Origin of the sequence: Caldovatus sediminis, from assembly GCF_014644455.1 — a bacterium.
GTDB classification, from domain to species: Bacteria; Pseudomonadota; Alphaproteobacteria; order Acetobacterales; family Acetobacteraceae; genus Caldovatus; species Caldovatus sediminis.
The window spans coordinates 139,212-159,717 of record NZ_BMKS01000004.1 but is presented as its reverse complement, the minus strand read 5'-3'; the positions used below and the strand labels follow the sequence as shown (position 1 = coordinate 159,717).

The following is a 20,506-nucleotide window of genomic DNA, read 5'->3' as shown; positions in this document are numbered from 1 at the left end:
TTCCTCGCCCTGCGTCGGGCGCTCAGGCGCCCGGCGTCGCCGCGCCCGACGCCGCCGCGGCGGCCGCCGGCGCGGCGGCCCCGGAGGACGATCCCAGCCGGTCCTCCGCCTGCACGCCGAGGAACTTCAGCTTGCGGTGCAGGGCGCTGCGCTCCATGCCGACGAAGTTCGCGGTGCGGCTGATGTTGCCGCCGAAGCGCAGGAGCTGCGCCTCCAGGTACTGCCGCTCGAACAGCTCGCGCGCCTCGCGCAGCGGCAGCGTCATGATCTCGCTCGACCGGTCGAGCTTGAGCATCGCCGGCGCCGCGGCGCCGACCTGCGGCGGCAGCATGTCGGCCCGGATCGGGTCCCTGGCCTCGCCGGGCGCCATGATCAGCAGCCAGTCGATCAGGTTGCGCAGCTCGCGGACGTTGCCCGGCCAGTCGTAGGCCTGCATCGCGGCGAGCGCGTCCTCGGCCAGCACGCGCGGCGGCAGGCCCGAGGTCTCGCCGGAGCGGGCCATGAAGTGGCGCGCCAGCACCGGCACGTCGTCGCGCCGCTCGCGCAGCGGCGGCACCTTCAGCGGCACGACGGCGAGCCGGTAGTAGAGGTCCTCGCGGAACCGCCCGGCGCCGATCTCGGCCTGGAGGTCGCGGTTGGTGGTCGCCAGCACGCGCACGTCCACCTTGACGCGCGTCGCGCCGCCGACCCGCTCGAAGCCCTGCTCCTGCAGGGCGCGGACGATCTTGCCCTGCGTCTCGAGCGGCATGTCGGCCACCTCGTCGAGCAGCAGGGTGCCGCCATGCGCGCGTTCCAGCACCCCGGCGCGGCGCGGCTGCGCGATCGGGTCGGACCCGGCCTCGACGCCGAACAGCTCCTCCTCGAAGCGCGCCGGGTTGAGGGTGGCGCAGTTGAGGGCGACGAACGGCCCGTCGGCGCGGCGCGAGCGGGCGTGGATCATGCGCGCCGCCACCTCCTTGCCCGATCCGGCCGGGCCGGTGATCAGCACGCGGCTCCCGGTCGGCGCCACCTTCTCGATGGCGCCGCGCAGCTGGACCATGCTGGAGGACACGCCGACCAGCTCGGTCTCCGGCCCGGCGCGCAGGCGCAGCTCGGAGTTCTCGCGCCGCAGGCGCGCCGCCTCCAGCGCGCGGGCGATGACCAGCAGCAGGCGGTCCGACTTGAACGGCTTCTCGATGAAGTCGTAGGCGCCCTGCTGGATCGCCTGCACGGCCATCTCGATCGTGCCGTGGCCGGAGATCATGACGCAGGGGACCTGCGGCTCCTCCCGCTGCATGACGGAGAGCAGCCCGAGCCCGTCCAGGCGCGAGTTCTGCAGCCAGACGTCGAGGATGGCGAGCGAGGGCCGCCGCTGCCGGAACGCCGCCAGCGCCGAATCGCTGTTGTGCGCCTGGCGGCACTCGTAGCCCTCATCCGTCAGGATGCCCTCGATGAGGGCGCGGATGTCGGGCTCGTCGTCCACGATCAGGATCTCATGCGCCATGCGCGAGCCTCATCCCCTCCCCCTCGATCCGCGACTCCGCCACGGACCCCGCCCCGCCGCGTTCCCCCGCCCCGGCCGTGCCGGGCCGCAGCGGCAGGGTCAGCACCGCCCGGGCGCCGGGCCCGTCCTGCCGGTCCTCCAGCACGAGCCCGCCCCCATGGTCCTCCATGATCTTCTTCACGATGGCAAGGCCGAGTCCGGTCCCCTTGGGCTTGTGGGTGACGTAGGGCTCGGCCAGGCGGTCGCGCTCCTCGCCCTGCGGCAGGCCGATCCCGTCGTCCTCCACGGCCAGGCGGGCCGCGTCGCCGCAGGCTTCGAGGATGACCGTGATCCGGCCGGCGGGCCCGGGCTCCGCGGCCGTGCTGTCGCTGACGTGATCGGACCCGGCGCGGTCCGGCCGGGCCGATTCGCGCTCCCGGCGCATGGCGATGGCGTCGGCCGCGTTCTGCAGCAGGTTCGTCAGGGCCTGGCCGAGCAGCCGCCGGTCGCAGGGGACGGCCGGCGCCTGGTCGGGCAGTCGCACCTCGTAGGCGATCTCGGGATGGGCGTCGCGCTGCAGGACCAGCGCCTCGCGCACCACCTGGGCCAGCTCCTCGGGCCGGATCACCGGCTGCGGCATGCGGGCGAAGGCGGAGAACTCGTCCACCATGCGCCCGATGTCGCCGACCTGGCGGACGATCGTGTCCGTGCACGCCCTGAAGGTCTCCGGATCCGACCGGATCTCCTTGAGGTAGCGCCGCTTCAGCCGCTCGGCGGAGAGCTGGATCGGCGTCAGCGGGTTCTTGATCTCGTGCGCGATGCGCCGCGCCACGTCCGCCCAGGCCGCCTTGCGCTGGGCGGCGAGCAGCTCGCTGATGTCGTCGAAGGTCAGCACGTAGCCCGCGACCGCCTCGCCCTGCGTCATGCCGCCGATCCGCGCAAGCAGGGTGCGCCGGTGCGCCGGGGGCCCGATGCGGATCTCCGCCGTGTGCGAGCGCGCAGGGGCGGCGCGCGCCTGCTCGAGCAGGGCCGCGAACTCCGGTACCACCCCGGCCAGCGGCAGGCCGATCGCGGCGTCCATGTCCACCCCGAGCAGGGCCGAGGCGCTGCGGTTGGGCAGGTTGACCCGCCCGTCCGGGTCGAGCCCGACCACGCCGGCCGAGACGCCGGCCAGCACCGTCTCGGTGAAGCGCCGGCGCTCGTCGATCTGGCGGTAGGCCTCCATCAGCTCGGCCCGCTGCGCGGCGAGCTGGCTGGTCATGCGGTTGAAGGCGCGGGAGAGGGAGGCGATCTCGTCGTCGGCGCGCCCCTCCTCGACCCGGGTCGCGAGGTCGCCGGCGCGCACCCGCTCCGCGGCGTGGATCAGGCGGGAGATCGGCCGGGCGAGCTGGTTGGCCAGCACCAGCCCGATCAGCACGGCGGCGAGCAGCACGAGCAGGGCGGCGATAGCGAAGATCACCGCGAAGGTGATCTGCAGCCCCCCCCGGTTGCGGTCGAGCTCCGCGTATTCCTGGTAGGCGAGCGCGGTGGTCCGCATGTGGTCGAGCACGCCGGGGTCGAGCGGGCGGTCCACCAGCAGCAGCAGGCCCGGGCCGACGTTGAGACTGACCAGGGCGCTCACCCGGCTCTCCGACCCGCCCGGCAGCACCACCACCTCGCCCGCCTGCGCCGCCTCCACGGCGTCGGCGGGCAGCAGCGACAGGTCGGGCGCAGCGCCCTCGCCGGCATGGGCGGCGAGGACGCGCGAGCCCGGCTCGAACACGGTGGCCGAGGTCAGGCCGAGCAGGCTGGTCTGGAAGGCCAGCGTGTCGGCGAAGGGGATCGGCCCCGGGCGCAGCACGACGATGCGATTGAGCTCGTTCGCCATCGCCAGCGCGTCGGCGCGGATCGCGTTGCGGTGCTCCTCGAGGTAGGCGCGGCTGGCCTGCAGGCTCGCCTCGAGCGCGGTCTGGACGCGGTCGCTGAACCACGCCTGGATGCCGAGGTTGAAGAACACGGCGGCCCAGCCCGCGACCAGCAGCGCCGGCACCACCGCCACCACGCCGAACAGCAGCACCAGACGCACGTGCAGGCGCGATCCGGCCGAGCCGCGGCGCCGCTCCAGCCACATCCGCACCAGCCGCGCCGCGAGCGAGGCGACGAGCAGCAGCACGAAGGCGGCGTTGACCAGCACCAGGCCGACCACCTGCCCCGGACTGGTCGGGCCGAGCGGACTGCCGCCCGAGAGCACCACGAAGGTCGCGACGCCCATCAGCAGCGCGCCGATGGCAAGGCCGAGCGTCACCGCCCGGCCGAGCAGCAGGTCGCCGAGCCGGCGCAGCAGCGGCGCGGACTCGCCTCCGGGCCCGGAGGCGCCCTGGTCCGCAATGCCGGCGGCGCCGCTCCCCGCCTGGCGCGCACGGCGCAGCGGCGCGGTCACGGAGGGGCGCCGCCGACGCCGCTGCCGCGCACGACCGGCAGGTCGAGGTCGCGCAGCTTCTTGCGCAGCGTGTTGCGGTTCAGGCCGAGCATCGCCGCGGCCTTGATCTGGTTGCCGCGGGTGGCGGCGAGCGCGAGGCGCAGCAGCGGCCGCTCCACCTCCGCCAGCACCCGGTCGTAGAGGTCGCGGATCGGCATGCCGTCGCGATGCGCCGCGACGAAGGCGGCGAGGTGGCGCTCGACCGCCTGCTCCAGCGTCGTCGGCCCGCCGGAAGCGGGGCCGCCGGCGCCGCCGCCGCCCTGCGCCGCGGCGGCGGCGCCGGCCTCCGCCTCCTCCAGCTCGGAGGCGACCACCTCGGCGCCGATCACCTCCTGCGGGTAGAGCGCGGCGAGGCGGCGCATCAGGTTCTCGAGCTCGCGCGCGTTGCCCGGCCAGGAGTGCCGCTTCAGCCGCTCCACCGCCTCCGCGTCGAGCTGCTTGGCCGGCAGCCCCGCCGCCCGCGCCCGCTCGAGGAAGTGGCGGGCGAGCAGGGGGATGTCCTCGCGCCGCTCGCGCAGGGGCGGCAGGCGGATCGGCACCACGTTCAGGCGGTAGAACAGGTCCTCGCGGAACAGCCCCTGGCGGATGAGCTGGCGCAGGTCGCGGTGGGTGGCGGCGACGATGCGGACGTTCGCCTTGATCGGCGCCCGCCCGCCGACGGTGGTGAACTCGCCCTCCTGCAGCACGCGCAGCAGGCGGGTCTGCGCCTCCGGCGGCATGTCGCCGATCTCGTCGAGGAACAGCGTGCCGCCGGCGGCCTGCTCGAAGCGCCCGACGCCGCGCGTCAGCGCGCCGGTGAAGGCGCCGCGCTCGTGGCCGAACAGCTCGCTCTCGATCAGCTCGCGCGGGATCGCCGCCATGTTGATGGCGACGAAGGGCCCGCCGCGGCGGCGCCCGTGCTCGTGCAGCGCGCGCGCGACCAGCTCCTTGCCGGTGCCGCTCTCGCCGGTGATCATCACCGTGAGGTCGGTCGTCGTCAGGCGCGCGACGGTGCGGTAGATCTCCTGCATCGCCGGGCTGCGGCCGATCAGCGGCAGGCGCTGGCCGGCGGCGTCCTCGGCCTCGGCCGGGGCCTCGGCGGCGGCGGGGGCGGCGGGGGCGGCGAGCGCCCGCTCGACGACGGCGAGCAGCTCCTTCAGGTCGAAGGGCTTCGGCAGGTACTCGAAGGCGCCGCGCTGGGCGGCCTTGACCGCGGTCAGGAAGGTGGACTGCGCGCTCATCACCACCACGCGCAGGTCGGGCCGCACGCGCCTGATGCGCGGCACGAGGTCGAGGCCGTTCTCGTCCGGCATCACCACGTCGGTGATGACGAGGTCGCCCTCGCCGTCCTCCACCCAGCGCCACAGCGTCCCGGCCGAGGAGGTGGCGCGCACGTTGTAGCCGCTGCGGCCGAGCGCCTGGCTCAGCACGGTGCGGATCGCGCGGTCGTCGTCGGCGATCAGGATGGTGCGCGGCGCCGCCTCGGCCATGGTCACTGCGCGCCTCCGGTCGCGGCGGCGCCCGGCGGCGCCGCGGGCAGGAAGAGCCGGAACACGGTGCGGCCGGGCCGGCTGTCGCACTCGATCAGCCCGCCCTGGTCGGCGACCAGCTTGGCGACCAGGGCGAGGCCGAGGCCCTGGCCGCCGCGCTTCGTCGTCACGAAGGGCTCGAACAGGGTCGCGCGCACCCGCTCCTCGATGCCCGGCCCGTTGTCGCGCACCGCCACCTGCAGCGGCAGGTGCACGCGCTCGCGCGAGCCCGGCACGGCGATCCGCACCCCGTGATGGTAGGCGGTGGCGAGCACGATCTCGCCGGCGCGCGGATCCACCGCCTCGGCCGCGTTCTTGACCAGGTTGAGCAGGATCTGCACGAGCTGGTCGCGGTTGCCCCAGACGGGCGGCAGGGAGGGGTCGTAGTCCTGCACGATGCGCAGATGGGACGCGAAGCCGCTCTGCGCCACCCGCCGGACGTGGTCGAGCACCTGGTGGATGTTGACCGCCGCCTTCTCCACCGGCCGGTCGGAGAACATCTCCATCCGGTCCACGAGGGTGCGGATGCGGTCGGCCTCGTCCTGGATGAGCTGGCACAGCTCGCGGTCGGCCTCGGAGGCGGACTGCTCGATGAGCTGCGCCGCCCCGCGGATGCCGGAGAGCGGGTTCTTCAGCTCGTGCGCCAGCATCGCCGCCATCGCGCTCGCCCCCCGCGCGGCGCCGCGGAAGTTGAGCTGGCGGTCGAGCATCTGCGCGGTCGAGCCGTCCTGCAGGGTCAGCACCACGCCGCCCGGCAGCTCCGGCAGCGGCGCGCCGTGCGCGGTGACGCCGCGCCGGCGCAGGCGCGGGCTCTCCAGCGTCAGGTCGTGGTCGGAGACCGGCGCCTCGAGGCGGCGCACCTGCGCGAGCAGCGCGAAGAGCCGGTTGTCGGCCGGCAGCAGCTCGGACAGCGGGGTGGCGGCGAGCGAGGCGGCGGAGAGGTCGAAGAACTGCTCCGCCGCGGGGTTGGCGGCGCGGAACCGGTCCTCGGCGTCGAGCACCACGGCGGCGACGGGAAGCGCCGAGAGGATCGCGGCGGCGTCCGGCGGCACGCCCAGCGCGGCGGGCGCGGCGCGCGGCGCGGCCGGGGCGGGGCGCGCGCGGGACGCGCGGATGGCGGCGCTGCCCTCGTTCATGCCGCCAGGCGCTCCGCATCGGCCCCGTCCGTCGCCGCCGCGCCGCGGGCGGCGAAGCCGGCGCGCACCGCGGCCACGCCGCGCTCGATCAGCGGCATGTAGAAGCCGAGGCTCAGCCGCTCCGCGGCCTCCGGCGTCTCCGCCTGGTTGATCGCGACGCGGAACTCCGCCGAGCCCGGGAGACCCCTGGAGTACCAGGCGACGTGCTTGCGCGCGATCCGCACCCCGGCCTGCGCGCCGTGATGCGCGAGCATGGCGCGGAAATGCCCGAGCAGGACGGCGAGCTGCTCGGCGAGCGGCGGCTCCTCCGGCGCGACGCCGGCGCGGAGGTACTCGGCGACCTGGCGCGGGAACCAGGGGCGGCCGTAGCAGCCCCGGCCGATCATCAGGCCGTCGGCGCCCGAGCGGAGCAGCGCCTCCGCCGCGTCCTCCAGCGTGACGATGTCGCCGTTGGCGATCACCGGGATCGAGACCGCCTCCTTCACCCGGCGGATGAAGTCCCAGTCGGCCTTGCCGGAGTAGAACTGCTGGCGCGTGCGGCCGTGCACCGTGACCATGCGGATGCCGCACTGCTCGGCGATGCGGGCGAGGCGCGGCGCGTTCAGCGAGGCATGGTCCCAGCCCATGCGCATCTTGAGCGTCACCGGCCGGTCCGGCACGGCCCTGACCGTCGCCTCCAGGATGCGCGCGGCATGGACCTCGTCGCGCATCAGCGCGCTGCCGGCCTGCTGGCCGATGGCGATCTTCTTCACCGGGCAGCCGAAATTGATGTCCACGATCGCCGCGCCGCGGTCGGCGACCATCCGCGCCGCCTCCGCCATCACCGCCGGCTCGCAACCGGCGAGCTGGACGGAGGAGGGGCGGTCGGGACCCTCGGCGGGCTCCACCTCGGCCATCTTCAGCGTCTGCCGGTTCTCGCGGACCATCGCCTGGGAGGCGATCATCTCCGAGACGACCAGCCCCGCCCCCAGCGCGCGGACGAGCCGGCGGAAGGGCAGGTCGGTGACGCCGGACATGGGCGCGAGGATGACCGGTGTGGCAATCCGGACGCCCTGACCGAGGTCAATCGGCCGCAGGGTAGGCACCGTCTCGTCCGGCCGGGATGGAGTGCTCATCATTTGGGCAAAATAGGCGGCGGCGGCCTGGGCCGCAACGCGGCTCGGAGACGAATCTGTCACGGCCGCCGCTCGCGCCGCCGCGCGGCAGCGGCTAAAGGCGCGCCATGAAGATCGCCGCGCTGCTGATGGCCGCGGGCCGGGGGAGCCGGTTCGGCGGCGGGACGCCCAAGCAGTTCCTGCCCCTCCTCGGCCGGCCCGTGATCCGCTGGGCGGCGGAGTCGCTCCTCGCCGAGGGCCGGATCGGCGCGCTCCTGCCGGTCTGCGCGCCGGAGGAGGCACCGCGCGTCGCCGCCGCGCTCGACGGCCTGCCGGCCGTGCGGCCGCCCGTCGTCGGCGGCGCGGCGCGGCAGGCGAGCGTTCGCGCCGGGCTCGAGGCCCTGGCCGCCGCCGGCACGCCGCCGCGCCTCGTGCTGGTGCACGATGCGGCGCGCCCGATCATCCCGCCCGGCACCGTCGCCCGGCTCCTCGAAGCCCTGGAGCAGGCGCCCGGCGCCATCCCGGCCCAGCCGGTGGCCGACACGCTCAAGCGCGGCGAAGCGGGCCGCGTCGTGCAGACGGTGCCGCGCGAGGGCCTCTACCGCGCCCAGACGCCGCAGGGCTTCCGCTTCGCCGCCCTGCTCGCCGCCCACCGCGCCGCGCGCGCCGAGGCGACGGACGACGCCGCGCTGCTCGAGGCGGCGGGCGAGACGGTGGCGCTGGTCCCGGGCGCCGAGACGAACGTGAAGATCACCTTCCCCGAGGACCTCGCCCGCGTGGAATCCCTGCTGCTCGCCCGCCTGATCCCCCGCACCGGCACCGGCTTCGACGTGCACCGCCTGGCCGAGGGCCGGCCGCTGGTGCTGTGCGGCGTCACCCTCCCCTTCCCGCTCGGCCTGGCCGGGCATTCCGATGCCGATGTCGGCATCCACGCGCTGTGCGACGCGATCTACGGCGCGCTCGCCGAGGGCGACATCGGCCGCCACTTCCCGCCCTCGGAATCGCGCTGGAAGGACGCCGACAGCGCCGCCTTCCTGCGCCACGCCGCCGCGCGCATCGCCGCCCGCGGCGGGGTGCTGGCGAACGCCGACGTGACGCTGATCTGCGAGCGGCCGAGGATCGCGCCGCACGCGGAGGCGATGCGCGCGCGGCTCGCGGCGCTGCTCGAGGCGCCGGCGGAGCGCATCTCGGTCAAGGCCACCACCACCGAGGGGCTGGGCTTCCCCGGCCGCGGCGAGGGCATCGCGGCGCAGGCCGTGGCGACGGTGCTGCTGCCGGCCTGAGCCGGGACGGCGCGATCAGCCCTCCGCCCTCGCCGTCTCCGCCCGCACCCAGGCGAGGAATTCGGCGTCGCCGCGGGCGGCCGGCAGGGCGAGGAGGCAGGGCAGGGTGTAGCTGTGCAGGGCGCGGATGCGCGCGCGCAGCGCCTCGAACCGCGCGGCGGTGGTCTTGGCGACGAACGCCGCCTCGGCGGCCTCCTCGATCCTGCCTTCCCAGCGGTAGATCGCCGTGTGTCCGGGCAGCAGGTTCACGCAGGCCGCCAGCCGCTCCTCGACCAGCGCGCGCCCGATGCGGCGGGCCTCCTCGGCGTCCGCCGCGGTGACGTAGACCCAGAGCACCGGATCCTCGACCGTCGTCATGCCTCTCGCCATCCCTTCGCCGGGGGGCGCGGAGGAGATGGGCCCGACCCGGTCCGCCGGCAACGCGCGGCCATGGGCCCATGCCGCCCTGCGGTCAGCGGCGCGCGGCGTCGTTGTCGGCGAGGCGCGACGGGCCGCCGGCTGCATCGCCAGGCCGGCCGGCACGCTCCGGTTGGACCAGGTGGCGGCGGAGGAACCAGAGCTCGATCGGCGGCTCGTCGGGCCCGGGCAGCGGATGGGTCAGGCGCAGCAGCGCACGGTCGTCCTCGATGCGCACCAGCGCCCACTCGCTCGCCCGGAACGCGGTCAGGCACCGGCCTTCGTCGAAGGCCGCGACGATCGCGCTGCGGTGCTGGGTCGGGCTCAGGCTCGCCGGCCGCGCCGCCTCGCCGACCGCCACGCGCAGCGGGCCGGGAAGGGCGCAGCCGACCGTGCCGTCGGCCCGGACCCGCCAGACGCCGCCATCGTCGCCGTCCACGCCGGACGAGCCGCTCGCGGCCGATGCCGCATCGGCCGCAACCAAGCCGGTGTCGGCCGGAGTGCCCGCTCCCGCCTCGCCCCGCTCGGCGGCGCTGGCGGCGGGCGGCGCGGCGCCGGCCGGTCGCGCCGGCCCCCCGGACGCCGCCCGCGCCCCCCTGGCATCCGGCGCCGCGGGCTGAGGCCGACCGATGGAAGCCCCCGGCGCCTCCGCCAGCGACGCGCAGCCGCCCGGCCCGAGGCCGGCCAGCAGCGGCAGCAACAGGATCGCAGCCTGGACGCGCATGGCAAATCGGCCCGTGCAAGCGCGCACGCTGGCACAACGGTACGCCCGCGTGCCGGGTTCCGCCAATCGGCCGCCATCCGACCGCCCCTCCCGCGCCGGGACGAGGCCGTCGCGGCACGCCGGACGTCCGCTCCCGACCCTCCCGCGGCGGCCTCAGCGCAGCCGCTCGAGGATCGAGACGTAATTTGCCACCGCCGCGCCGCCCATGTTGAACACGCCGCCGAGATCGGCCTTCGGCAGCTGCATCGCCCCGGCGGTGCCGGTGAGCTGCATCGCCGCGAGCGCGTGCATCGAGACCCCGGTGGCGCCGATCGGATGCCCCTTGCTCTTGAGCCCGCCCGAGCGGTTCACCGGCAGGCGCCCGTCGGCCGCGGTCCAGCCCTCGAGCGCGGCGCGCGCGCCCTGGCCCTCGGGCGTCAGCCCCATCGCCTCGTACTCGATCAGCTCGGCGATGGTGAAGCAGTCGTGCGTCTCGGCGAAGGAGAGGTCGGCGAGCGTCACGCCCGCCTGGTCGTAGGCGCGCCTCCAGGCCTCGCGCGCGCCCTCGAAGCGGATGATGTCGCGCGCGGCGATGGGGAGGAAGTCGTTGACCTGCACGGCGGCGCGGAAGCGCACCGCCTTGTTCATGGCGCGCGCCGTCTCCTCGTCGGTCAGCACCAGCGCCGCGGCGCCGTCGGAGACGAGCGAGCAGTCGGTGCGCTTCAGCGGGCGCACGACGTAGGGGTTCTTCTCGCTCTCCTGGCGGCAGAACGCGTAGCCCAGGTCCTTGCGCATCTGCGCCCAGGGGTTGTCGACGCCGTTGCGGTGGTTCTTCGCCGCGATCGCCGCGAGGGCGTCGGACTGGTCGCCGTGGCGCTGGAAATAGGCCTCGGCGATGCGGGCGAAGACGCCGGCGAAGCCGCCCTCGATGTCCTGCTCCGTCCTGCGGTAGCTCGCGGTGAGCAGGATGTCGCCGACCTTCGGCCCGGGCACCGCCGTCATCTTCTCCGCCCCGACGACGAGCGCGAAGCGCCCGCGCCGCGCGGCGAGGAAGTCGAGCGCGCCGTGGATCGCGGCGCTCCCCGTGGCGCAGGCGTTCTCGAACCGCGTGATGGGCTTGAAGCGCAGCTCGGGAACCGACTGCAGCACGAGCGAGGCGGGGAAGCCCTGCGGCGTGAAGCCCTCGCCGAACACGCCGACGAAGCCGGCGTCGATCTCCGAAGGCGCGATGCCGGCGTCCTCGACGGCGGCGCGGGCGACGCCGGCGATCAGCGTCTCGAGGTCCGGCGCGTCCTCGAGCTTCCCGAAGCGGCTGTGGGCCCAGCCGACGATGCAGGCATTGAGCTCGGACATGGCGCGGCGCTCCGCTCGGGTGGTTCGGCACGGCAATGTAGGGTCGGGGAGGTCGTGCGGGAACCGCGCCGGCGCGCGGGCGGGGCGGAGCGGCCTATTCGCCGCCGCCCTCGGCCCGGCTCGCATGGACCCAGCCCCAGGCCCGCCCTTCCTCGCCGATCTGCAGCCAGGCGCCGTGCCGGGCGAGGATCAGCACCCACGCCCCGGCGGGGACGGTGCCGAGGACGGGCGCCGAGGCGTCCGGCGCGGCGCGCAGATTCGCAGGAAACGCGACGGCGATGTGGCTTCCCGCGGGCGCGGACGCCGGCGCCGGCGCGCGCCGGGGCGCAGCCGTCGTCGCGGCGGCCGCCCGCGACGACGGGTCGGCGGGCGGGGCGGACGCGGGCCTCGCCGACCGCATCGGCTCGGCAGGCGGCGCGCCGCGCGGCGCCGGCGCCGCGGGACCTTGCCCGGCAGCGGCCGGCGGCGCCGCGGCGACAGGCGCGGCGGAGGCCGCGTCGCCGGTCGGGGCGGGCACCGGGGCCGGCCCCTCCGCGGCCGCCGGCGCATCGGCCCGCGGCGCGGCGGCGGACGATGCGGCAGCCGCGGCCCGTGCCGACGATGCCGTGCGGCCGGCGCCGTCCTCGCCCGTGTCTCCGGTGGCGATGACCGGAACCGCGCCGGTGCGCGCGGCGCCGTCCGCCCCGGGCCAGGGCGGATCCGCCACGGCGGTCGCCGGCGGTCGCCGGTCGGGGCCGGGGCCAAGCAAGGCGAAGCCGGACAGGCCGGCCGCCAGCAGCACGACCAGCGTCGCGACGGCGAAGCGTCGGCGCCGCGCGTGCACCGCGCGCCGCCGGCGCCGATGCAGCCTGGCGGCATCCGGCGGCACGAGCAGCGGCGGCGGTGGCAGAAGGACGGTCGAGCGCGGCGGCGCCGGTGCCGGCTCGCGCGGTGCGGTCGAGGGGGCCGTTCCGCGCAGCCTCGCCGCCATGGCGGCCGGCTGGGCCGGCGCGGCCAGATCCGACGCCGCCGGATCGCCTCCGTCGGCCGCACCGCCCCGCGGGCCGGGATCGGGAACCGCATCCTCTCCCGCGGCGGGCACCGAGCCCTGTGACCCGGTGGCGACCCCGCTCGCCGGCGGAGGCGCGCCCTCGCCGCGTCCCGGCGCGGCCGCGCCCGCAGCGCCGGCGCCTGCGGCCTCACCCGCCGCGCTGCGCGCCTCCAGCGCATCCAGCTCGGCCTGCATGCGCCTCAGCGCCTGCACGAAGCCGGCCGCCGCCTCGGCGCGGCTCACGACATAGGTCTGGTCGAGACCCTCGGGGCCGCGGAGACGCAAGGTCCCATAGCGCAGGATCGGCAGCCGCCGGTTGTCGGGGTGCCTCAGGTCGGGCGCGCCGTCCTCGCGCAGCCGCGACCAGCCGTGCCCGACCACGGCCTCGGCCGCATCGGGCGGCACCGCGCCCGGCTCGAGCAGGCGCAGCACGGTGGCCTCGGCGCGCAGCTCGCGCAGGTCGAACACCGCGATCCGCGGGCCGCCCTCGCCGCGCGGCCGCGCCGCGCCCTCGTCGTGGAGGAGGCAGAAGCCGGGAAACAGGTCGAGCGCCGTGCCGGCAGCATCGACGAGGCGCAGCCCCTGCGGGTCGCTCGCCACCGGTCCGGAGCGGGCGGTGCCGAAGCTGACCGGACGACGCACGCCGCCCGGCTCCATGCCGGCCTCGCCCCCGGTGGCCGCGCCGCCCGGCGGGCAAAGCTCCCAGATCCGGTCGGTGGCCGCGAGCGCGGCGTGGGCCACGGCGAGAGCGGCGAACGCGTCGCGCGCCGGCGGATCGAGCTCCGCGGTGACGGGGACGCGACAGGCGGCGAGTCGGGCGGCGAGTTCCCGCGCCTCCTCGCCGGCCTCGGCGAAGGCCGCCTCGAGCGCGGCGATGCGGCGTCCGCGCAGGCGGCGGAACGGGTTGCCGAGGGCGCTCTCCAGGGCGCGGTGGGCGGCGTCGCGCCGGGCCAGGGCGGCGGGCAAGGCGGCGGCGAGGCGGGCGCGGCCCCGCGCGGCCTCGCGAAGCACGCGCTCCAGGACACGCAGGCCGGGATGGAAGGAGTCCCCGTGGGGGTCGGCCGCCGCGACGCCGGCGTCCCGGGCCGCGGGGCCTTGCAGCAGCGTCGCCCCCGCCCCCGCGACGGCGTGGCCGGGGCGGTCGGCGGCAGCGGCGGCCGCCAGCGGACGCATCCGCTCGCCCGGCGCGGACCGGCGATCGCGGCCGTCGGCAACCGGGCCCTCCGGGGGACCTGCAGGCGCTCCGGCGGCGTCGGCCGGCACGAGGATGCCGAGCCGGCCGCGGCGGGCACTCAGCCGGAGTTCGGGAAAGGGTGAGGCGGACGGTGCTCGGTGCAGCGGCATGGCTGACGAAGACGGCCCCTTCGGCCGCGCCCCGATCCCAGGGCGCGGGAGTCCGCGCGGCGATCCCCCGCGGCGCCGGGACGACAGCGGCGCGACCCGCACAGGGACACGCGGGCAGGTCGCATAATCGTTCGCGGGGCCACGGGTTCCGGCGGCCGCGGCGATCCCGTCCCGGCCGTGTCGGCCCGAGGGGGTGCGACCGCGCGCGATCCGGAGATCCGAAGGGCAGGGCGGCGGCCGCGCCGTCGCCGCAGGCGCGAATGCGGCCGGCACGAGGGACCTCACCCGATGGTCTCCGGCACACCCTGCCCGGACGGGCGCCAGGCGCAGCGCGCCCACCGCCTCCGATGGGCGGAAAGCGGCGCACGGCCGGGGCGGGGACGACGGCATCCGGACGCGTGGGCGCCCGGGTGGAGGATGGCCGGCCGCACGCCGGTCACGCCGATCGGGCGCCAGGTGCGGCACGCCGCGATCGGAGCGCCCCCGTCTGCCCTGCATTTCACGGTTGATCACGGAAATGTGAGGCAGTATATTGAAGCGCCACATCACGAAGACGTGATGACGGACAGAAGCATGAGGCCCGTCATGGCCGCTTCTTCATCTCCTCCTTCCGAAACGGCTCCCGGCGGCACCCCCGGGCGAGGCACGCACCGGCGGCCCGCATCCGGGCCAGGCGCAGCCCTGCGCGAGACGGAGCGGCGCGCCCGCGCCGCGTTCAACGACCGTAGGCGCAGCCTGGCCGCCGGCCCGCCCCCGGACGACGCCGAGGTGCAGCGCATGGTGGCCGAGTTCCACGCCCGCGGCGGCGAGGTGACGCGGTGCGCCACCGTCCACCTGCTGCCGGTGCACAACGGCGCCGGCCGCGACGCCAGGCGCTGGACGCGATGAGAGGGGCGATGCGGGTCCGTCTGCACCCCCATCCGCCGGCCTGGATGTCCGCGCTTGCCATCCCGCTCCGCCTCGGGCTGGCGTCCGTGGCCGGCTTGCGATGCCGGCTCGCCGGCTGGGTCCGCCGCGCGGGCTACCGCCCGGAGCGCCGCTACATGCGCGGCGGCACCGCGGGGAGCCAGGGCGGCCGAGGCTCGGCCGCCGCCGGACAGGGCTGACGCGCCCCCGCACGGCTCGCCGGGACGCGCCGGCGCCCGCTATCATGGCCCCGAAAGGGCGGCTCGGGACGCGCCGGCCCGTCCCGCCGGGAGAGGACGGCGCATGGGAGGATCCGAAGCATCCCGCATCAGGAAGCGGCTCCGCTTCCTGCTGGTCAACGCTTTCAGCCTGAGCGAGCGGGCGGCCTATCGGCCGCGGCCGCGCTCCGGCCCGAAGGAGGAGCAGCTCTACAACTACGCCGAGGTCGCGCCCGTGCTCGAGGACGTGGACTGGGAGCTGCATCCCGGCGCGCCGGCGACGCATGGCGACTGGCCCGTCGAGCTGCGCGAGGAGTTCGCGATCACCGGCGTCAACCGCCTGCCGATCGTGCGCGAGGCCTGCGCGAGCGGGCGCTACGACGCCGTGGTGCTGCTCGGCGGCGGCGACCCCGGCTTCTGGGAGGCGCGCGAGATCGGCCACCGCCACGGCGTGCCGGTGACGGCCTGCGCGCACGCGCAGATGCACATCGCGGGGATGCTCGGCGCGCGCTTCTCGGTGATCGACATCTCCGAGGTCCACAACATGCGCATGGCGGACCTGGTGCGGCTCTACGGGATGACGGAGCGCTGCGCCTCGATCCGCAACCTCGACCACCCGCTGCCGCGGCCGGCGGCGGCGGGGCGGAACACCCTGCTCGGGGAGCAGGAGAAGGCGGCGCGCGGCGAGGCCTCCTCGATGCTGGAGGCGGCGGTGGCGGAATCGGTCGCCGCGATCGAGGAGGACGGGGCGGAGGTGCTGATCCTCGGCTGCTCCGCCGCCTACTGGCTGCAGGGCCCGCTGCAGCGCCGGCTGGCCGCGCTGGGCTGGGACGTGCCGGTGCTCGAGGGCTACCGCTGCGCGATCGAGATGGCGAAGACGCTGGTCAATCTGCGCCTCGACGTCAGCGGCCTCGCCTTCCCGCACGACCCCCCGAAGCGGTTCCGGCGGCGGAAGCGCGTCTGAGCGGCGCGGCCCCGGCCCCGCCGCCCGCCCCGCGTCAGCAGCCCTGTTCGCGCAGGAACCCGTCGAACGCCCCGGCGATCGCCTCCGGCGTCTGCGCCGCGGAGTAGTGCCCGGTCGGCAGCTCGATCAGCCGCGCCCCCCGGATCGCGCGCGCCACCGGCTCGACCAGCGCGCGCGGGCGCAGCGTGTCGTGCGTGCCGGCGATGACCAGCGTCGGGCAGGCGACGCGGGCGAGGTCCGCCTCCATGTCGAGGTGGACGAGCATGCGGTAGATCGCCGCGAAGCTCGCCGGGTCGGTGCCGAGCCAGCGCGCGCGGAAGCGGGCGAAGCGCGCGGGGTCGGTGCGCAGCACCTCCGGGTAGCCCGCGGCCATCGCCGTCTCGACGACCGCGCGCAGCCCCTCGCGCTCCATCCGGTCGGCGTATTCGAGCAGGCCGGCCCTGCGCTCCGGCGCCACGCCGCAGGCCGGGCTCGCGACGATCAGCGCGCGCGTGCGCTCCGGCCGGCGCGCGGCGAAGCGGATGGCGATGGCCCCGCCCACCGCGTTGCCCGCGATCGCCACCGGCCCGGCGATGCCGAGCGCGTCGAGCAGCGCGGCGATGTCGGCGGTCAGCACGTCGATGTCGAGCCGGCCGCGCACCTTCTCGCTCATGCCCGCGCCGCGCAGGTCGAGGCGCAGCACGCGGCGGTGCCGCGCCAGCGGGGGCACGACGTCGTCCCAGCTGTTCAGCGTCCCGCCCATCTCGTGCACCAGCACCAGGGCGGACGATCCCTCGCCGCTGAGGTCGTAGCGCAGCGCCGTGCCGTTGACCTCGATCCAGTCCATCGCGCGCCTTCTCCTCCGAGCCGCGCCCAAGCCTACCGAGCCCGATGGCGGCGCGGCAACCGGCGGGCGCTGGCGGGGCGGCGGCGGCGGGGCTACGCTCGCCGCACCGCCGCCGCGGAGGAAACGCCCATGCCCACCGTCCCCGCCGACCGCCTGCGCGAGATCGCCCGCGCCCTCCTCGTCGGCGCCGGCGTGCCGGAGGAGGAGGCCGCGACCGTCGCGCGGTTCTGCATCGGCGCGAACCTCGCGGGGCACGACTCGCACGGCATCATCCAGATCCCCGACTACATCCAGCGCGTGAAGCGCGGCCACATCGTCCCCGGCGCGCCGTGGGAGATCGTGCGCGAATCCGCGACCACCACGGTCGTGGACGGCCACTGGGGCTTCGGCTACGTCGTGACCGAGCGGGCGATGCGGCACACGATCGAGAAGGCGCGCACCGCCGACGTCGCCGCCGCGACCGTCTTCCGCCAGGGCCACATCGGCCGCCTCGCGAGCTACCCGCTGATGGCCGCCGAGGCCGGCATGATCGGGCTGATCACCGCCGATTCCGGCCGCTCGCCCAAGGCCGTCGCGCCCTTCGGCGGGCGCGAGGCGCGCCTCGGCACCAACCCGATCGCGATCGCCGTGCCCTCCGACCTCGACGGGCCGCTGTTCATCGACATGGCGACCTCCGCCGTCGCGGTCGGCAAGGTGAAGCTCGCCGAGGCGCGCGGGCAGGAGATCCCGCGCGGCTGGGTGGTGGACAGCGACGGGCAGCTCACCACCGATCCGGCCCGGCTCTCGGGCGGCGCGCTGCTGCCGCTCGGCGGGCCCGGCGAGGGCTACAAGGGCTACGGCCTCGCGGTGATCGTCGAGATCCTCTGCGGCCTGCTCACCGGCCTCGGCTTCGGCGTCGAGCCGACGGGGCGGCACAACGACGGCTGCTTCCTCGCCGTGTTCAAGGTGGACGCCTTCCGCCCGCTCGCGCAGTTCCGCGCCGAGGTGGCGGAGCTCGCGCACTACCTCAAGGCCACGCCGCCCTCGGAGGGCAGCGAGGGCGTGCTCTACCCCGGCGAGATCGAGCACCGGCGCGAGCGCGAGCGCGCCGCGAACGGCATCGCGATCGAGGACGCCACCTGGGACAGGCTGCGCGCGCTCGCCGAGGAGTACGGCCTCGCCGCCCGGCTCGGCTTCGCCGGCTAGAAGGCGCGCCCGGCGGCATCGCCGCGGTGGACGACGCGCGCCGCGTCCTGCTCGCCCGGGCGCTGCGGGGCTTCGCCGACGGCAGCGCGGCGATCCTGCTGCCGGTGCACCTCTCCGCCCTCGGCTTCGAGGCGGTCGCGGTCGGCGCGATCACGGCGGCGACGCTGCTGGGATCGGCGCTGCTGACGCTCGGCCTCGGGCTGATCGCGCACCGCATGCCGCGGCGGCGCGGGCTGCTCGTGGCGAGCCTGCTCATGGCCTGCACCGGCACGGCCTTCGCCCTCCTCGAGGGGTTCTGGCCGCTGCTGCTGGTCGCGCTGTTCGGCACGCTGAACCCGGCGGGCGGCGATGCCGGCCCGTTCCTCCCCTTCGAGCACACGGTGCTGGCCGAGACCGCGAACGGCGGGGCGCGCACGGCGATGTTCGCGCGCTACAGCTTCCTCGGCACGATGGCGGCGGCGGTCGGCGCGCTCGCGACCGGCGCGGTGGACTGGCTCGCGCCGCTGTTCGGGCGCGAGGCGGTGGTGCAGGGGATGTTCCTGCTCTACGGCGCGCTCGGCGTGGCGAACCTGCTGCTCTACCGCCGCCTGTCGCGCGCGGCCGAGGCGCCGGCGGGCGGCGCCCGCCCCGCCCCGCTCGGCCCGTCGCGGCGCCGGGTGTACGGCCTCGCCGCGCTGTTCTCGCTCGACGCCTTCGGCGGCGGGTTCGTCGTGCAGTCGCTGCTCGCGCTCTGGCTGTTCGAGCGCTTCGGGCTCGACGTCGCGACCGCCGGCGCGGTGTTCTTCACGACCCAGCTCTGCGGGGCGCTGTCGCTCTTCGCCGCGGTGCCGATCGCGCGGCGGATCGGGCTCGTCAACACGATGGTGTTCACCCACCTGCCCTCCAACCTGTTCCTGATCGCCGCGGCCTTCGCGCCGGAGGCGTGGTCGGCGGTGGGTCTGCTCGTGCTGCGCAGCCTGCTCTCGCAGATGGACGTGCCGGCGCGCTCGGCCTTCGTGATGGCGATCGTCGAGCCGGCGGAGCGGCCGGCGGCGGCGAGCCTGACCAGCGTGCCGCGCGGCCTCGCCGCCTCCGTCTCGCCCCTGATCGCGGGGTGGATGCTCACCCTCTCCGCCTTCGGCTGGCCGCTGGTGGTCGCGGGCGCGCTGAAGCTGGCCTACGACCTGGCACTGCTGCGCGCCTTCGCCCGCGTGCGGCCGCCGGAGGAGGGCGGCTGAGCGACCGGCGGCGGACTTGACCGTCCGCGCCGCGGCGCCGACCTGCAGCCGGCGGACCAGCGGGCAGGCGGAGGAGGCAGGGCGCGCGATGATGCAGCAGAGGACGCACCGCATCGAGATCGCCACGCCGGGGCGCGGCCTCGTCGCCGTGAGCGCGCCGATCCTCGCCTGGGTCGCCGCGCAGGGGATCGCCACCGGGTTGCTGACGGTCTGGTGCCGCCACACCTCGGCCTCGCTGCTCGTGCAGGAGAACGCCGATCCGGACGTGCGCGACGACCTCGAGACCTTCTTCCGGCGCCTGGTCCCGGAGGGCGGCGGCGGGCGCTACCGGCACGAGACGGAGGGCCCGGACGACATGCCGGCGCACATCCGCGCCGCGCTCACCCAGACGCAGCTCTCCATCCCGGTGGAGCGGGGCCGACCCGTGCTCGGCACCTGGCAGGGGATCTACCTCTACGAGCACCGCACCGCGCCGCACCGGCGCGAGCTGGCGCTGCACCTGATCGGCGAGGCCGCCGAGCCGCAGCGGCGCCGCTGAGGGGCTTCGGCGCGGCCCGCGTCAGTGCGACATCAGCACCGGCACCGTCATCCGCTGCAGGATCGTGCGCGTGACCCCGCCCATGACGAACTCGCGCATGCGCGAGTGGCCGTAGGCGCCCATCACCAGCAGGTCCGCCGCCATGTCCGCGGCCTGGTTGAGCAGCACGTCGCCCTCGCCGACCTCGCCGGAGACGGTCTGCGCCGCCTCCACCTTGATCCCGTGGCGCGCCAGGTGCAGGGCGATGTCGGCGCCCGGCACCTCGCCATGGCCGTCCGGGCCGCGCCGCGGATTGACCGAGAACACCGTCGCCGCCTCCGCCCGGGCGAGCAGCGGCAGCGCGTCGTGCACCGCGCGGGTGGACTCGCGGCTGGCGTTCCAGCCGATCAGCACCCGCCGCCCGAGCGTCTCGAACCGCCCCGCGAAGGGGACGATCAGGACCGGCCGGCCGGAGGAGAACAGCACCCGCTCGATGATGACGCCCGCGGCGGGCTGCTCGCCCTCCGGGTCCTCCTGCCCGACCACCACGAGATCGGCGTAGCGGCCGTGGAGCGCCACGAGCTCGGCCGTGATCCCCTCGGCGGCGCGCCACTCGCCGCTGATCCCCTCGCGCCGCATGGTGTCGCGGAACCGCGCCTCGGCGGTGGCCGCGCCGGCCAGCGCCTCCTCGCGCAGGCGGTCGAGGATCGGGCCGATCCCCGCGCCGCCGTCGCCGAAGCTGCCGCCGAAGCCGACGGGCAGGACGAGGTCCACCACGTAGAGCCCGGTCAGATGCGCCTCGTGGCGCCGCGCGAGGTCCACCGCGAGGCGGAGCCGCACGTCGCTGCGCTCCGAGGCGTCGAGGTGGACCAGGATGTCCTTCAGCTGCATCTCCGCACCCTCCGG

General features: G+C 76.1%; 16 protein-coding genes. 5 read left to right on the top strand and 11 right to left on the bottom strand.

Annotated elements, in window-relative coordinates:
• Nucleotides 1–22: 22 nt before the first annotated feature.
• The 5 genes from ntrX to dusB are packed head-to-tail and all read right to left on the bottom strand — an operon-like array spanning nucleotide 23 to nucleotide 7,682.
• Nucleotides 23–1,483 carry a nitrogen assimilation response regulator NtrX gene (gene ntrX, locus IEX99_RS08080; protein ID WP_188899517.1) on the bottom strand — a complete coding sequence of 487 codons (1,461 nt, stop codon included), beginning with the start codon at nucleotides 1,481–1,483 and terminating at the stop codon, nucleotides 23–25.
• Entirely contained in the window at nucleotides 1,473–3,830 is a 2,358-nt protein-coding gene (locus IEX99_RS08075; protein WP_373285175.1) for a sensor histidine kinase NtrY-like, read from the bottom strand. The genes ntrX and IEX99_RS08075 overlap by 11 nt, the downstream gene beginning before the upstream one ends.
• Before the next feature lie 47 nt (nucleotides 3,831–3,877).
• The gene (gene ntrC / locus IEX99_RS08070) at nucleotides 3,878–5,389 is read right to left on the bottom strand and encodes a nitrogen regulation protein NR(I) (RefSeq protein WP_188899765.1); all 1,512 of its coding nucleotides are present in this window, start codon (nucleotides 5,387–5,389) and stop codon (nucleotides 3,878–3,880) included.
• Nucleotides 5,390–5,391: 2 nt separating this feature from the next.
• A complete protein-coding gene (locus IEX99_RS08065) occupies nucleotides 5,392–6,564 on the bottom strand; it encodes a two-component system sensor histidine kinase NtrB (RefSeq protein ID WP_188899516.1) in 1,173 nt (390 codons plus the stop codon).
• A complete protein-coding gene (gene dusB, locus IEX99_RS08060; RefSeq protein ID WP_229677876.1) occupies nucleotides 6,561–7,682 on the bottom strand; it encodes a tRNA dihydrouridine synthase DusB in 1,122 nt (373 codons plus the stop codon). Before dusB ends, IEX99_RS08065 begins: the two co-directional genes overlap by 4 nt.
• Before the next feature lie 104 nt (nucleotides 7,683–7,786).
• On the opposite strand from dusB, the gene IEX99_RS08055 reads away from it, so the two are divergent.
• Complete coding sequence (locus tag IEX99_RS08055; RefSeq protein WP_188899514.1) at nucleotides 7,787–8,941, top strand: bifunctional 2-C-methyl-D-erythritol 4-phosphate cytidylyltransferase/2-C-methyl-D-erythritol 2,4-cyclodiphosphate synthase; 1,155 nt, start codon at nucleotides 7,787–7,789, stop codon at nucleotides 8,939–8,941.
• 15 nt (nucleotides 8,942–8,956) lie between these two features.
• Here IEX99_RS08055 and cutA read toward each other — a convergent pair whose 3' ends face one another.
• The 4 genes from cutA to IEX99_RS08035 all read right to left on the bottom strand — a co-directional run bounded on the left by cutA (nucleotide 8,957) and on the right by IEX99_RS08035 (nucleotide 13,596).
• Nucleotides 8,957–9,298 carry a divalent-cation tolerance protein CutA gene (cutA, locus tag IEX99_RS08050; RefSeq protein ID WP_188899513.1) on the bottom strand — a complete coding sequence of 114 codons (342 nt, stop codon included), beginning with the start codon at nucleotides 9,296–9,298 and terminating at the stop codon, nucleotides 8,957–8,959.
• A 94-nt stretch (nucleotides 9,299–9,392) separates the two neighbouring features.
• Complete coding sequence (locus IEX99_RS22405) at nucleotides 9,393–10,127, bottom strand: hypothetical protein (protein ID WP_229677875.1); 735 nt, start codon at nucleotides 10,125–10,127, stop codon at nucleotides 9,393–9,395.
• Between the two features lie 87 nt (nucleotides 10,128–10,214).
• Nucleotides 10,215–11,393, bottom strand: coding sequence for an acetyl-CoA acetyltransferase (locus tag IEX99_RS08040; protein WP_188899511.1), 1,179 nt, complete (start codon nucleotides 11,391–11,393; stop codon nucleotides 10,215–10,217).
• Between the two features lie 94 nt (nucleotides 11,394–11,487).
• On the bottom strand, nucleotides 11,488–13,596 hold the full coding sequence (locus IEX99_RS08035) for an SH3 domain-containing protein (RefSeq protein ID WP_188899510.1): 2,109 nt from the start codon (nucleotides 13,594–13,596) through the stop codon (nucleotides 11,488–11,490).
• Between the two features lie 1,380 nt (nucleotides 13,597–14,976).
• Here IEX99_RS08035 and IEX99_RS08030 point away from each other — a divergent pair.
• Complete coding sequence (locus IEX99_RS08030; protein WP_188899509.1) at nucleotides 14,977–15,855, top strand: aspartate/glutamate racemase family protein; 879 nt, start codon at nucleotides 14,977–14,979, stop codon at nucleotides 15,853–15,855.
• Between the two features lie 34 nt (nucleotides 15,856–15,889).
• Here the strand turns inward: IEX99_RS08030 and IEX99_RS08025 are convergent, their stop codons facing one another.
• Complete coding sequence (locus IEX99_RS08025; RefSeq protein ID WP_188899508.1) at nucleotides 15,890–16,681, bottom strand: alpha/beta fold hydrolase; 792 nt, start codon at nucleotides 16,679–16,681, stop codon at nucleotides 15,890–15,892.
• Nucleotides 16,682–16,810: 129 nt separating this feature from the next.
• Between IEX99_RS08025 and IEX99_RS08020 the strand changes: the two genes are divergently transcribed.
• From IEX99_RS08020 to IEX99_RS08010, 3 genes are all read left to right on the top strand, one after another.
• Nucleotides 16,811–17,866 carry an Ldh family oxidoreductase gene (locus tag IEX99_RS08020; protein WP_188899507.1) on the top strand — a complete coding sequence of 352 codons (1,056 nt, stop codon included), beginning with the start codon at nucleotides 16,811–16,813 and terminating at the stop codon, nucleotides 17,864–17,866.
• A 26-nt stretch (nucleotides 17,867–17,892) separates the two neighbouring features.
• On the top strand, nucleotides 17,893–19,083 hold the full coding sequence (locus tag IEX99_RS08015; protein ID WP_229677874.1) for an MFS transporter: 1,191 nt from the start codon (nucleotides 17,893–17,895) through the stop codon (nucleotides 19,081–19,083).
• A 91-nt stretch (nucleotides 19,084–19,174) separates the two neighbouring features.
• Nucleotides 19,175–19,621 (top strand): secondary thiamine-phosphate synthase enzyme YjbQ, encoded by a 447-nt coding sequence (locus tag IEX99_RS08010; RefSeq protein ID WP_188899763.1) that lies wholly within the window; start codon nucleotides 19,175–19,177, stop codon nucleotides 19,619–19,621.
• A gap of 21 nt (nucleotides 19,622–19,642) precedes the next feature.
• Here the strand turns inward: IEX99_RS08010 and IEX99_RS08005 are convergent, their stop codons facing one another.
• Nucleotides 19,643–20,491 carry a universal stress protein gene (locus tag IEX99_RS08005; RefSeq protein ID WP_188899506.1) on the bottom strand — a complete coding sequence of 283 codons (849 nt, stop codon included), beginning with the start codon at nucleotides 20,489–20,491 and terminating at the stop codon, nucleotides 19,643–19,645.
• Between the last annotated feature and the right edge of the window lie 15 nt (nucleotides 20,492–20,506).

What these genes read in the sequence shown, in the direction of transcription:
- ntrX (WP_188899517.1), bottom strand. Translation starts at nt 1,483, where the DNA reads ATGGCGCATGAGATCCTGATCGTGGACGACGAGCCCGACATCCGCGCC.
- ntrC (WP_188899765.1), bottom strand. Translation starts at nt 5,389, where the DNA reads ATGGCCGAGGCGGCGCCGCGCACCATCCTGATCGCCGACGACGACCGC.
- IEX99_RS08065 (WP_188899516.1), bottom strand. Translation starts at nt 6,564, where the DNA reads ATGAACGAGGGCAGCGCCGCCATCCGCGCGTCCCGCGCGCGCCCCGCC.
- dusB (WP_229677876.1), bottom strand. Translation starts at nt 7,682, where the DNA reads ATGATGAGCACTCCATCCCGGCCGGACGAGACGGTGCCTACCCTGCGG.
- IEX99_RS08055 (WP_188899514.1), top strand. Translation starts at nt 7,787, where the DNA reads ATGAAGATCGCCGCGCTGCTGATGGCCGCGGGCCGGGGGAGCCGGTTC.
- cutA (WP_188899513.1), bottom strand. Translation starts at nt 9,298, where the DNA reads ATGACGACGGTCGAGGATCCGGTGCTCTGGGTCTACGTCACCGCGGCG.
- IEX99_RS08040 (WP_188899511.1), bottom strand. Translation starts at nt 11,393, where the DNA reads ATGTCCGAGCTCAATGCCTGCATCGTCGGCTGGGCCCACAGCCGCTTC.
- IEX99_RS08035 (WP_188899510.1), bottom strand. Translation starts at nt 13,596, where the DNA reads ATGCGTCCGCTGGCGGCCGCCGCTGCCGCCGACCGCCCCGGCCACGCC.
- IEX99_RS08030 (WP_188899509.1), top strand. Translation starts at nt 14,977, where the DNA reads ATGGGAGGATCCGAAGCATCCCGCATCAGGAAGCGGCTCCGCTTCCTG.
- IEX99_RS08025 (WP_188899508.1), bottom strand. Translation starts at nt 16,681, where the DNA reads ATGGACTGGATCGAGGTCAACGGCACGGCGCTGCGCTACGACCTCAGC.
- IEX99_RS08020 (WP_188899507.1), top strand. Translation starts at nt 16,811, where the DNA reads ATGCCCACCGTCCCCGCCGACCGCCTGCGCGAGATCGCCCGCGCCCTC.
- IEX99_RS08010 (WP_188899763.1), top strand. Translation starts at nt 19,175, where the DNA reads ATGCAGCAGAGGACGCACCGCATCGAGATCGCCACGCCGGGGCGCGGC.
- IEX99_RS08005 (WP_188899506.1), bottom strand. Translation starts at nt 20,491, where the DNA reads ATGCAGCTGAAGGACATCCTGGTCCACCTCGACGCCTCGGAGCGCAGC.